Raw genomic sequence first — 12,659 nt, 5'->3', positions numbered from 1 at the left:
CCATGAGTCAGCTCAGCAGCCGCGCCCGCGTCGAGCTCGCCAGGGCGGCCCTTTCGCGGATTGGGCTCGAATCGCCGGAACTGCGCCCCTATCAGGATGAACCGGCGCAGATGCCCAGCGGTACGGTCGGCAAAGACGGGTATTTGCGGCTTGAGTTCGCCGATCAGGGCGATCGCAGTGTGATGGCGTTTATGGATCGGCGTGTGCCGTTCCTTGTCCAGCGCGCGCTGTACTGGGACGAGGCCATGCCGCAGATGCCCTGCATATTCATCATCACGACAACAGGTTGCGTGTTGCAGGGCGATCGGATGGCTTTGGAGATCGAGGTCGGCAAGAACGCGCAGGCCCACGTCACCACGCAGTCTGCGACCAAGGTTCATATGATGAATGCCAACTACGCCTCGCAGCTGCAGGACATTGTCGTGGAGGAAGGCGGCTATCTGGAGTACATGCCCGATCCGCTCATCCCGCATCGCACTTCGCGCTTTCTCAGCAAGACCCGGATTTCCGTCGCGGAAACCGGGAGCCTGCTCTACGCCGAAGTCGTGCTGCCGGGGCGGAAATACCACCACGAAGACGAACTGTTCGGATTCGACCTTTACTCTTCGACCATTGAGGCCACCCGCCGCGAGAGCGGCGAAAAGCTGTTTGTGGAGAAGTTCATCATAGACCCGCGCGAAACGGATCTGTCCCGGACCGGCATCATGAACGGCTATGAGGTGTTCGGCAACGTCATCCTCATGACGACGAAGGAAAAGACCATGCAGGTGCGCGAGGCGGTGGAGGCCGGCTTGGATAAGGAGGCGGACCTCGCCTATGGGGCGTCCCTGCTTCCGGGTGAATGCGGGCTGATTTTCAAAGTTCTCGGCATGACCTCGGAATCGGTCCGGGGCAAAATCCGGGAGTTTTGGCAAATCGCGCGCAAGGCCGTAACCGGGCATGACCTGCCGCAAGCCTTCCTGTGGCAGTGACGCGAACCGATAGAAAGCTCCGACGGACACTGGCGGCGGTTTCCGCCGCCAACGTCCGGATGCCCGCTTCAACAAACGGGTTCCTCCTTTTCTGCCGCAAGGCCATTCTTCAACCCGGCAAACATCCGGAGGGAAACATGAACGCTGTCGCCAAAGACTCACCCAACCCATGGAACGCGCTTGCGTCCCAGAATCCGGTCATCCACTTCATTGACGTCTGCCTGCGTGGTGCGGGGCAGGTCATGTTCCAAAACAATCCGCTGACCGGGTTGTTTTTCCTGGTCGGCATCTTTTGGGGCGCCTACTCCGCGCACATGATCTCCGTGGGAATCGGTGCGGTGATCGGAACGATCGTGGGCACGCTTACCGCTTACGCCCTGAGAGCGCCCAAAGAGAACATCAACATCGGGTTGCACGGCTATAACGGCATCCTCGTGGGTTGTGCCCTGCCGACCTTCTTCGCGCCCACGCCCCTGTTGTGGGGGTACATCGTGGCGGGCTCGATCTTTTCCACCGTCCTGATGATGGCCGTCTCCAGCATGTTGCGGACGTGGAAGGTTTCGGCCATGACCGGCCCCTTCGTCATCACCACATGGTTCCTGATGCTTGCCGCCTACAACTTCGGCAACATTCAGATCATCAGCCTTCCGCATCCCGCCATCTCTGTGCAGCCCGCGGCGTCCGACCTGTTCGCCCTAAATATGGAACAGTTCTGGAGGGCAGCGTTCGCCGGCGTATCACAGGTGTTCCTGATCAACAACGTGATCACGGGCATCCTGTTCCTCATCGGCCTTGCGGTGAGTTCCATCTGGGCGGCGGTATTCGCTTTTATAGGCTCCATCATCGCCATTTGCACGGCCGTCATCCTCGGCGGCGGCTCCACGGCCATCATCGCGGGCCTGTTCCAGTTCAGCGCGGTGCTGACCGCCATCGGCCTCGGTACAACCTTCTACAATCCCAACTGGCGGGTCATCTGCTACACCTTCCTCGGTACCGTGTTTACCGTGGTGGCTCAGGGAGCGCTCAATGTGCTGCTGAACGTCTATGGTATCCCGACCCTGACCTTCCCCTTTGTGGTCGCGGCGTGGATTTTCCTGCTGCCGAACATCGATCTGCTCCCCAAGACCCATCAGAACTGATCATCCTCAACCCTAAAGGAGTAGCCATATGTTTTCTCTCAACACGGGTGATACTGGTTTCGTTATGCTCTGCACCGCATTGGTGTGCATGATGACGCCCGCCCTTGCGCTGTTCTACGGCGGCATGGTCCGCAAAAAGAACGTGCTGACCATCATGATGCAGAACTTCATTTCCATGGGCGTTACGGCCATCATCTGGATTTTCGGCGGGTTCAGCCTTGCCTTCGGGCCGGATGTGGGCGGCCTGTTCGGCGACATCAGCTACCACTTCGCGCTGGATAAGGTGGGGATCGCTCCGAGCCCCGTCTATGCGAGCACTGTGCCTTTCATCCTGTTCTTTGCCTACCAGCTTATGTTTGCCGTCATCGCCCCGGCGCTGATCACGGGCGCGTTCGCCGGGCGGCTGAACTTCCGCGGCTACCTGAAGTTCCTCATCTTGTGGATGATCTTCATCTACATTCCCGTCTGCCACTGGATTTGGGGCGGCGGCTTCCTCGCCAAGATCGGCGTAATGGACTTTGCGGGCGGTATCGTGATCCACGTCAGCGCCGGTTTTGCGGCGCTTGCCTCGGTCATTTTCCTCGGACGGCGTGACGACATGAAGCCCGGCGAACCGACCGTACCCAACAACCTGCCGCTGGTCGCCGTGGGTGCCGGCCTCTTGTGGTTCGGCTGGTTCGGCTTCAACGCGGGCGGCGCATACGCCGCCGACGGCCTGGCAGCCTATGCCTTCACCAACACGACCATCGCCGGTTCCATCGCCATGATCGTCTGGATGCTTTACGACTGGCATTATGACCGCAAGCCTTCCTTCTCCGGCGTGCTCGTCGGCGCCGTGGCCGGCCTCGCCACCATTACCCCCTGCGCCGGGTACGTGGAACCGTGGGCCGCGATCATCATCGGCGCCGTGGGCTCCTCCGTATGCTACTACGCCAAGTATGTGCAGGAACGCCTCGGGTTTGACGATGCGCTCGAAGTATGGCGCGCCCACGGCATGGGCGGCGTCACCGGCGCCCTGCTCCTCGGCATTCTCGCCAGCAGCAACATCGACAAGGTGAACGCCAGCATCCATCAGTTCCTCATGCAGCTCCTCGGCGTGATCATCGTGGCGGTCTACTCCTTCGTTGTGACCATCATCATCTTCAAGGTCATCAGCGCATGGGGGCCGATCCGGGTCACCAAGGAAGAGGAAGAAGCGGGGCTTGATGAGTCCTTGCACGGCGAAGACGCCTACAAGATGTAACTCTCAAAGGCCGGGCCAGCTACCCGGCCTTTTTTGAAAGGAAACAACATGACTGAATTGACCGGAACACTTTGGGTCGCGGGCGGAGGCGCGCTCGGCGCTTACTGCCGCTTCCAGATCTCCGCGTGGTTCGCCGCATGGTTCGGCAAAGGTTTCCCCTACGGCACCCTATTCGTAAACGTGCTCGGTTCTTTTATTATGGGGCTGCTTGTAGGGGCAATCAGGATGGATGCCGTTCCCTTTATCCCGTGGCATGACTTCATTGGCGAAGGCTTTCTCGGAGCGCTGACCACGTTCTCCACATTCTCCATGGATACGTTCGCCGCCTTCCGCGACGGGCAGCCCGGAAAGGCCGTCACCAACGTCGTCGTCAATATGGTCCTGTGCCTCTGTGGGACCGCTTTCGGCTTTTTCCTGATGGTTCAGTAGGAGGAAGGTATGTCATATATCGAAAACACCATTGCTGTCCTGTGCGGCGGCGCGGCGGGGGCGGTCTGTCGCTTCAAGCTGAATGCCGCGATCATGAGCGGCCTGACCATGTCCTTCCCTCTCGGCATCCTCTGCATCAACGTGCTCGGCGGTTTTCTCATGGGCCTGCTGCAAGGAGCTATGAAACGCAGCGGAAAACCGTTCACGGTGGGATACAGCCTGCTTGGAACCGGCTTCCTCGGCGGTTTCACCACCTTCTCCACCTTCTCGCTCGATACGTTTAACCTCTACCATACCGGCGATCTCATGCTCGCAGGCCTGAACATTCTCCTCAATGCCGTAATATGCATCTGCGCCGTGTGGGCTGGCTATCGCATTGTCTTCCCACGCACCGCCGCCGTATAAAAATATTGCCTTCTTTCTCAATAGGATAGAGATAAAGACCCGGTCATTGGCCGGGTCTTTGTTTTAAGCCTGTTCCCAACGTTCGATCTGTATGAGCCCAGCCCGTAACGGTGTACGCTTCCAGTGCGTTGTTCAGCGGCACTCAAATCATCGGCGCTCATGTCATAAGGAAAAGGGGGATAAACCGTTTTGAGGAAGCCGTATTAACGAAAATCCTCAAAAGCAAATCGTGTGACTCAAAGAGCTTGTTCTGGCGAAACACAGAAGAGTAATCCAGAAAAATGCCGGGAACCACATCAGTTCCCGGCATTCGTGCAGCGTTTTTATTCCGCTGTTTCCAGTCCCGCGCGCTCAGCGCAAGAACTCACCCTCTGCTCTCGCGGATTACCGTCCGCGAACCAACACACCATCAGCGGAGGACAAAATAATATTATCAGAAGCACGGATCATGCGCACGGAGACAACTGTGGACTTGCCGAGGCGCCCAAAGGTACCGGCTACCACGCAAGCGGCGTTATTGGCTTTGCTCAACGCTCTCACATCTCGGCTGAGTACGAACTCCCCACCCTGCTCTTGAATGAAAATAGAGTCTTGCCGCGTGCGTATATCGACAACGGTAAATCCCTGCTGTGAAAGGCGTGACCCCACGATATCCCCAAGCAGCCTTCCCACCGTCGAAGACTGTGTCAAATTGTCCACATCCGCGAAACTGGCAACAATGACCGTCTCCCCTTCGTTGAGGGGAGCATGTAGATTTTTGATGAGGCCGTCCGCAAGCTCGTATCCGACCTTTACGACATCCGTCCTCGACATCTCAGCTTGGGAAAGCTGCGGAGGAACCTGCTTCATCTCATAGAGGCTGTCCGTACAACCACATAACCAGAAAAGTGCAAGCCCAAACACACAGATCTTTGCAGTATTCATGCTAATTCCCCACACTTCTGTATGTTTTGGCCTGCATGGGCTGCTCCTTTCCTCTATATGGGGGACGTTCCCAATATTGGTCGGAATCCTTCTCACGCATGTAGAAAAGACCTGAATAATCGTAGGTTACGGCCCCATCCACTGCCCCTGTAATATTTATGAGGACTTCGGTATCAATAGGGTACTTTGGAGTGGCCATATCCAGTAAATTCGCCGCCTCACCTAAAAGCCCGGCTCCCGCGGCACCAACAACCGGCCATGAGCTCGGCCGATTCTTGATAATGTAGCCAGCGCCGATCCCGCCTCCCGTAATCGCGGCGATAGTCCCCGGGTAAACCTGAATGGTCTGCCGGGGTTCACTATACTTAATGATCTGAACCCCCCAATCAATGCAGAGGGATCCTTCGCGGGCTCCGCTGAGCCGTGCCCCGGAAGCAGCTACTTCATGCCGGAGAAGTGTCGTAAAGGCTCGTCCGAAAGGAGAACGATCCTGTTCTGAGACATAGACGGAACTTCCTATGGTGGGCTGCATCTCTTTAACGATTTGCTGGGCAAGGATGCGCCAGTGATCGGCGGCCTCAAGGGTTTGTTGCCCTGTTACAGGCCGGGCGACGGGTTGAGGCGCAAGGCTGCATCCCCAAGCGGTCAAAGTGAGCAACATGCTCATAAGACACAAAAAATATTTCCACATACCGTCCTCCTGCATGTGGTCCATCACTATAACAGTTTACTCCTCAATTCAAGTTTTTATATAAGCTATTACATATTAAACGTGGTGTACCAAATGATACCGCCGAATATAAGATGTCTATAGACGCAAAAAGCAACCTGATACTGGACGTGACCATCTCCTATCCGTTCAGCTGTCTATGGCTCTCGTGCTTTCAGCGCTCTTTTCTAGTACTGCGTCAGTGATGACGGGATCTTTAAAAACATAATAAAACAAAACAGTTCATACAATAAGCTGCTATCAACCTTGCCCACCATCATCTTCCTTATACATGGGCATCCATGCCGCATTGGCCCATTCCTCATGAATCCGCTTGCCAGAAGGGACGGAGGCATCGGGATACAACCATGCTGCAAGCTCGGCGAGGCCGACAAGATAACGAGGCCCGCTTGCGATATCCGAATCGAGGATATACACGCGATTCTCTTTGACGGCATCGAGCAACTGCCAGTTGTCTCGTTCCAAGACACTACGCAAGCATTCATCGGCTCTCCGAGTGTCCTCTTCGGCATTCTGTTTGCCCAAGAGAATGCTCTTCACAAAAAACTGCGGATTCCTTTCGAGAACCCATTCGGAATCCACCTGCATGGAGCGTATGCCAATATCATCAGCAAGGTTGTTTGCCCCTGCCATCTGCGTCAGATCATACAGGCCTGAGCCCGGCCCCGCTATCCTCAAGGGCGTGAAATGCTCCGCCAGCACAGTTGGCTTTGGCTGAACGGCTATGCTTTTTTGTATCTGCTCCGTCCAGCGCGCCACCCATTCCCAATAGGCTTTCGTGCGCTTTTGCGCTTCCGGGCCCAAAATCGACGCGAGCGTCCGCATCTCTTCGGGCAATTTTCCCGGCTCCGTCAGATCAAGCCTCAGTACGGCGATCCCTAAAGGTTCCAACTGCCGTTCCAGTTCCGGGCCTGGGTTTGTTTTCCATGCAAGAATAACGTCCGGGCGAAGTTCCGCGATCACTTCGAAATTCGGCATGAAGCCGCGCCCTACGCTTGGCAGTCTCGCCACTTCGGGAAACTGTGCCTTTCGGGTCTTCGTGTGCTCCGTGATTCCGACCAGCGTGTCCATTCTCTCCATAATCCGGATACATTCGACGCCGGAAGCGGAGAGCGACACGACTCTGCGAACCGGAACGGGAATATGGACACTTCTTCCCAAGGAATCCGTAACGACGGTTTCCGGACCTTGTGCCCAAGTCGCCGAACACATCGCCAAAACAAGAACGGCGAACCATCCCAGAATGCGGTTCACAATATATCCTTGAGCGTACGCACCAGCGTATCCGCCTTGAGTTCTTCAAGATGCATATATTCGGCTTCCAAGCCTTCAGAAAGCGTCTTTGCCATTGCAAACTGGACGAGGCCTTGCCGCTCCACATCGATCACCAAGGAATGAGTGCGTCCATCGGCGGCAATACGCCGGGCGGCCTCCAGCGCAGCGGGCATGGGTTTCATCCCTTCCGGTGCGGCGTTCGCTTTTCCATCGGAAAGGACAAGCAGAATAGGTCTGGTATCGGGATCTTTACGAAGCTGGTTCCTGATGATGCGATGGCTTTCCTCAAGTCCCGACGCAAGGGGAGTCCTTCCCCCCGTGGGCAGCTCCTCCAGCCTCCGGTAGGCCTGCTCCACGCTCCCCGTGGGTTCCAACAGGACTTCGGCCTGTTGGCCGCGAAAAGCGATAAAAGCCACTTTATCCCGCTTCTGGTAGGCGTCCATAAGAAGAGACAGCACGGCACCCTTGGCCTCCTCCATACGTCTGGCCGCCCCCATTGAGCCGGAAGCATCCACGGAAAAGACGATCAGGTTGCCGATTTTCTTTTCGCGGCGTCTGGTACGGATATCTGCAAGGGTAATGACGGGGCGGGTCCATCCTCCCTCGCCGACGCGGTGGCGCAAGGCTGCGGCTCGAAGCGTCGCATCCCACGCGATATCGGCATACTTCATTTCACTCCCCATGAGTGGAAGGCTTCCTACAGTCCTCCCTGCCTTTTGCAGCGTGGCCGTACGGGAGCGCCGTCCTGTTCCTTTGCGTTGCACCCGATCTTTTCTCAGCCGGATAGGCTTGATCGTAAATGATTCTCCAATGGCAAAGATCTGCTCCACATCTCCCAGCCCGGCTGATCCTGCTTTGTTGTCCTGGGGGGGCAACTGCGGAACTGTATCAAAAGGCTGCTCCTGTGAATGGGAGTGCTCTCTTTGTTCGTCTCCATCCGTCTCGCGCCTGGACTGCTCCTGTTCTTGCGAGGGGGAATGTTCGCCCCGCTCTTGCTCCTTCTGTTCCTGCGGGGGCGGGGGCGTCATACGGCGCCGATGCGCCAGCGCCAACTCCGCCGCCTCCAGCACGTCTTCTTCCCGAACATCCAGCCTTCCGGCCAGTGCCGCGAATGCGCGGGCCGTCCGCTCCAGAGCCAGCTCGCCACGATGCCCGGCGCAATGCGCTTCAGCGGCAAGCTCCGCCATCCGTTTCAGCAAAAGCCGAGGGATACGGACCTGCGCGACGAGCCGCTGCGCCTCACGGATGCGGACGGCAAGCGCGGCCTCCCGTTCCGCGTATTGAAGGAGAAATCCTTGCGGATCAGCGTCAAACCGCTCGCGGAGCCGCAAGACCTCCAGCCGCTCTCCTACATCGCCGGGCGCGGATACCGAAACCGCCAGCCCGAAGCGATCCAGAAGCTGCGGACGGAGCTCTCCTTCTTCCGGGTTCATCGTACCGACAAGAACGAAACGCGAAGGATGTTCTGCGGAGATGCCTTCCCGCCGAATACGGTTGACGCCCTCGGAACAGGCTTCGAGGATGATGTCCGCCACATGATCAGGAAGCAGATTGACTTCATCTATATACAGAATGCCACGGTGCGCGGCTGCGAGCAGTCCGGGCTGAAGGGCACGCACGCCCTCACGGAACGCCGCTTCCATGTCCAGACTCCCGGCCACCCGGTCTTCACTGGCGGACAAGGGAACATCCGCCAGCTGGGGCGCAAAGGCCACTGATGGCAGCGCCCCCTTCCGTTTTTTTCCCGCGCAGGAGGGGCAAAGCCATTCTTCCGGAGCAAGCGGATCACAGTGCCACGGACAGCCCGCAACAGCTTGAGATTGTGGCAGAAGCGAAACCAGACCGCGCACAGCCGTGGATTTCGCCGTTCCTTTTTCACCCCGCAGCAACACGCCGCCAATGCTCGGCAAAACGGCGTTGGCGAGCAAGGCGCGTTTGATCTTTTCCTGCCCTACAAGGGCAGTGAAAGGAAACACCCGCCATTTGCCGGACATCACCGCACCGCCTTCGCGGACCCGACATTCTGAAAGGGTTTTCTCCTCATCCTGTGCGGCAGAACCAGCCGGGCCGCCTGCATGACATCTTCTCTGGCGGCCTCGCCATCCCCACGCCATGCGGCGATGGCCTTGACGGTTTTCAGCATAACGATGTCCGCCCTGTGCCCGTCCACTTCCGTTTCAATAGCGAGTTCGACAATGGCGCGCATGACATCTTCCGGAACAGCGACGTCCCCGAGTTTCCGTCTGGCGGCGACAATCCGTTCGGCTATCTCGTTTTCCCGTTCCTGCCATGCGGCACGGAAGCCCACCGGATCATCTTCGAAGGCCGCACGGCGCGTCATCACCTGAAGCCGCGCTTCCGGTTCCGCCATGCCCCTGACCTCCACGCACAGACCGAACCTGTCGAGAAGCTGCGGGCGGAGTTCCCCTTCTTCCGGGTTCATCGTTCCAACAAGCACAAAACGAGAAGGATGCGACCAAGAAACGCCTTCACGCTCGACCGTGTTTACGCCCATCGCCGCCGCATCCAGCAATACGTCCACAAGATGGTCATCCAGCAGATTGATTTCGTCCACATACAGGATACCCCGGTTGGCATCCGCAAGGATCCCCGGTTCGAAACGCCGTCTGCCTTCACGGAGGGCCGTTTCCATATCCAGTGAACCGACGACGCGATCTTCCGTGGAACCGACCGGCAAGTCGACCACACGAACCTGACGCGAAATGGATTCAAGAGCTTCCTGCTCCAGACACCACGGGCACAACGCGTCGCCGTGGGGGTCGCATCCGCAGGGACACCCATCCACCACGTCGATTTCCGGGAGAATCGCTTCCAGAGCCCGCACAGCCGTGGACTTGGCGGTCCCTTTTTCGCCTCGTATAAGCACCCCGCCGATGCCGGGATAGACCAGATTCAGCAACAGGGCCTGTTTCAGCTCCTCCTGTCCGACAATAGCGGAAAAGGGGTAACGCTGGCGAAGTGTCTTCATAGCTTCTCCTTTGATCTTACTGATTGTTTCCGCGCACGACTTCCAGCGCCCGTTTCCATTCCGCCACATCGTCGGACGTGACGATGTCGATGGAACCTCCCTGAAATTCCCCACCGAACGCCTCCGTGCGGTCTTCCAGAGTTCCCTCTATATCCATGTAGGCCTCGCGCAGTTCGGCGAGCACATCAGGATCGGCTTTCCATAAATGCCGGGCTTCGGCCTCAAGCAGCCGACGGGCGATTTCTTCCAGCACCCACGGATTGTTTTCATCAAAAAAAGCCCGATTTTCAGGATCCAGCACGAAGGTTTTGGCGATATCGTCGAAAATCCAGTCATCGACGGCCTGCGTGGTGGCTTCCCACCCGTACACACGCCCGGTACGCTTGGAAATATCGCCCGCGCCCTTGTATCCGTGCCGCTTCATGCCCTCTATCCATTTGGGATTGAGCAAACGGGCCCGCACGACGCGGCGCACCTCGTCAGCCAGATCGCGTACCTGCACATGTTCGGGTTCACGCGTGTCGCCGTAATAGGTTTTAACCTGCCCTCCCCGGAAGTGCGACGCCGCGGCCGTCATGCCGCCGTGCGTCCCATAGTAGCCGCAACAGTTGAACAGATCGTGCTCGTCGCTGACCACCTTGTTGTAGGTGACATCCACTGTGGAGAGGCTGGCCTCCAGCGCCCTCGGGCGTTTGACCCCGAACGCGTCCTTGCCGTAGGCGTACCCGTTCCAATGGAGAAAAATGTCCGCGAGATCGGCTTCCGTCTGCCATGCGGACGCGTAGACGGCGAGATTGACCCCGGCCTGATAGGTTCCCGGCTCCGAAGAAAAAAGCCGGAAGGTCGCGGAGCGCCACGCGTCGGGATCATCAGCTTCGATAGCCGCCAGACGTTCCTGCGTATGTTTGCGGACAAAGTTGCTTTCCAGAGGCTCATCCAGCGCGGCGACGGCCTGTACCGCCGCATCCAGCATGTGCATGGCCGCAGGGAAACTGTCCCGAAGCAGACCCGATACGCGGACGGTAACGTCGATACGCGGGCGGTCCAGCTCTTCCAGCGGGATGACATCGAACCCTTCCACCATCCCGTTGCCCAGCCAACGCGGAACCACTCCGAGAAGATAAAGGAGCTGCCCCATCCCCTCGCCGTCGGCCCACATCATGTCGTTGCACATCCAGAACATGGCGACGTTCTCGGGGTAGCGCCCCTCTTCCTCCAGATGTTTGGCGATAAGCGCGCGGGCGAGGTTCTGCCCTACGCGCCACGCCGCACGGGTAGGCAGGCGTCGGGGATCAAGCGTGTAGAAATTCCGGCCAGTCGGCAAAATGTCTTCACGCCCCCGCGTAATGATGCCGGAAGGCCCCGGCAACACATAGTTGCCCGTGAAGGCGTTCAGCAAAGAACCCGTCTCGTCCGTAGCCTCCATCCGTTCGATGATGCCGAGAATCCTCCGCCCCACCGGAACAAGGCCCTCCAGCGCGTCCGGCACGAGGCACGCATCCCCCAGCAAGGAGCGGATACATGCGGGGAGAGCCTCAGGCTCCATACCCCCAATCAGCATTTCACATACGGCAACAAGCTGTTTTTCCACATTTTCCAACAGGCTGGTATGGCTCTGCCTAAGGCGCTTGTCCACTCCTCCCGGTTCAGCGAGCAGTGTTTCAAGCTCGAACCCTTGGGCTGTGCACAACCTTTTCCGTAACGAGTCGGCCTGTCCCGCATCGTACCGGACAATGGACGCGATAAACTGCGCCCGCCGTTTCCCCTGCGGCGTTTCCCCAAAAACGTGCATACCGTCTTCCATATGCGTATTGCGGAGAAGGCCGAGAGCCGCATGGATACGGGAGGCAAGGGTGGCGAAGTCGGGAGCCGTTTCAGGAGAAACCTGTGATTCCAGGTTGGCGGCAGCGATGCCTTCCCGGATCAGGTGTTCCAGCTGGTGCGCCCGGTTGGGATTCCCGGCGCGAGCCTGTTCCCATTCCCCAAGCGGGCGATCCAGCTCTTCCAGTGCTTCGTAGAGGCCGCTCTGCACCATAACCGTCTGCATGTGATCGACCAGTTCCGCATAGCTCCGCCGCTTGGCGATAACACCTTCCGGAGGATTATCGGAGTTGTAGATATAGACGTGCGGAACCTCATGCAGCGCAAGATCGGGGAAACAGGCACCGGACAGGCCGACGCTCTTCCCGGGAAGGAATTCAAGGTTGCCGTGCGTTCCCACATGCACCACGACATCCGCCCCGAAACCGTCCTGAAGCCAGCGGTAGGTCGCTATATATTGATGTGGAGGCGGTACGGAGGGATCATGCAATATTTTGCAGACCTGCCCGTCACACCGGGAGCCGGCGCATCCGCGCTTGGGCTGAATGCAGACCACGGCATTGCCCCATCGGACGCCAGTAACGAGGATACCCCCGTTGAGCACCATTGCGGCGGGAACACCGTTCATCGGTTCCCCCGGCGGATTGCCCCATGCCTCCGCAACCTTTTGCCTGACGTTTTCCGGGTAGGCATCGAACCATTGCCGATAGGTTGCAAGATCCACATGGGCGAG

General features: G+C 58.2%; 11 protein-coding genes. 5 read left to right on the top strand and 6 right to left on the bottom strand.

The annotated features are described in order from the left end of the window. The first annotated feature begins 2 nt into the window (after positions 1 to 2). From HMPREF0178_RS01235 to crcB (HMPREF0178_RS01215), 5 genes are all read left to right on the top strand, one after another. Positions 3 to 971, top strand: coding sequence for an urease accessory protein UreD (locus tag HMPREF0178_RS01235; RefSeq protein WP_009378383.1), 969 nt, complete (start codon positions 3 to 5; stop codon positions 969 to 971). Positions 972 to 1,108: 137 nt separating this feature from the next. Then, on the top strand, positions 1,109 to 2,110 hold the full coding sequence (gene yut / locus HMPREF0178_RS01230) for an urea transporter (protein WP_009378382.1): 1,002 nt from the start codon (positions 1,109 to 1,111) through the stop codon (positions 2,108 to 2,110). 28 nt (positions 2,111 to 2,138) lie between these two features. Beyond that, positions 2,139 to 3,353, top strand: coding sequence for an ammonium transporter (locus HMPREF0178_RS01225; RefSeq protein ID WP_009378381.1), 1,215 nt, complete (start codon positions 2,139 to 2,141; stop codon positions 3,351 to 3,353). 48 nt (positions 3,354 to 3,401) lie between these two features. Beyond that, a complete protein-coding gene (gene crcB / locus HMPREF0178_RS01220) occupies positions 3,402 to 3,782 on the top strand; it encodes a fluoride efflux transporter CrcB (RefSeq protein WP_009378380.1) in 381 nt (126 codons plus the stop codon). Positions 3,783 to 3,791: 9 nt separating this feature from the next. Beyond that, positions 3,792 to 4,187: a fluoride efflux transporter CrcB gene (gene crcB / locus HMPREF0178_RS01215; RefSeq protein ID WP_009378379.1), complete on the top strand. Its 396-nt coding sequence runs from the start codon at positions 3,792 to 3,794 to the stop codon at positions 4,185 to 4,187. A 384-nt stretch (positions 4,188 to 4,571) separates the two neighbouring features. Here crcB (HMPREF0178_RS01215) and HMPREF0178_RS01210 read toward each other — a convergent pair whose 3' ends face one another. The 6 genes from HMPREF0178_RS01210 to HMPREF0178_RS01185 all read right to left on the bottom strand — a co-directional run. Then, on the bottom strand, positions 4,572 to 5,111 hold the full coding sequence (locus tag HMPREF0178_RS01210; protein WP_009378378.1) for a FlgO family outer membrane protein: 540 nt from the start codon (positions 5,109 to 5,111) through the stop codon (positions 4,572 to 4,574). A gap of 1 nt (position 5,112) precedes the next feature. After that, entirely contained in the window at positions 5,113 to 5,802 is a 690-nt protein-coding gene (locus HMPREF0178_RS01205) for a hypothetical protein (protein WP_009378377.1), read from the bottom strand. A gap of 279 nt (positions 5,803 to 6,081) precedes the next feature. Then, a complete protein-coding gene (locus HMPREF0178_RS01200; protein ID WP_009378376.1) occupies positions 6,082 to 7,095 on the bottom strand; it encodes an ABC transporter substrate-binding protein in 1,014 nt (337 codons plus the stop codon). Then, entirely contained in the window at positions 7,092 to 9,110 is a 2,019-nt protein-coding gene (locus HMPREF0178_RS01195) for a magnesium chelatase subunit D family protein (protein ID WP_009378375.1), read from the bottom strand. Before HMPREF0178_RS01195 ends, HMPREF0178_RS01200 begins: the two co-directional genes overlap by 4 nt. Next, the gene (locus HMPREF0178_RS01190; RefSeq protein WP_009378374.1) at positions 9,110 to 10,105 is read right to left on the bottom strand and encodes an ATP-binding protein; all 996 of its coding nucleotides are present in this window, start codon (positions 10,103 to 10,105) and stop codon (positions 9,110 to 9,112) included. Before HMPREF0178_RS01190 ends, HMPREF0178_RS01195 begins: the two co-directional genes overlap by 1 nt. A 16-nt stretch (positions 10,106 to 10,121) precedes the next feature. Next, positions 10,122 to 12,659 (bottom strand): cobaltochelatase subunit CobN (locus tag HMPREF0178_RS01185; protein ID WP_009378373.1); only part of this gene is annotated, 2,538 nt, incomplete at its 5' end.

Source organism: Bilophila sp. 4_1_30 (assembly GCF_000224655.1).
GTDB classification, from domain to species: domain Bacteria; phylum Desulfobacterota; class Desulfovibrionia; order Desulfovibrionales; family Desulfovibrionaceae; genus Bilophila; species Bilophila wadsworthia.
This window is presented reverse-complemented; position numbering and strand designations above follow the sequence as displayed.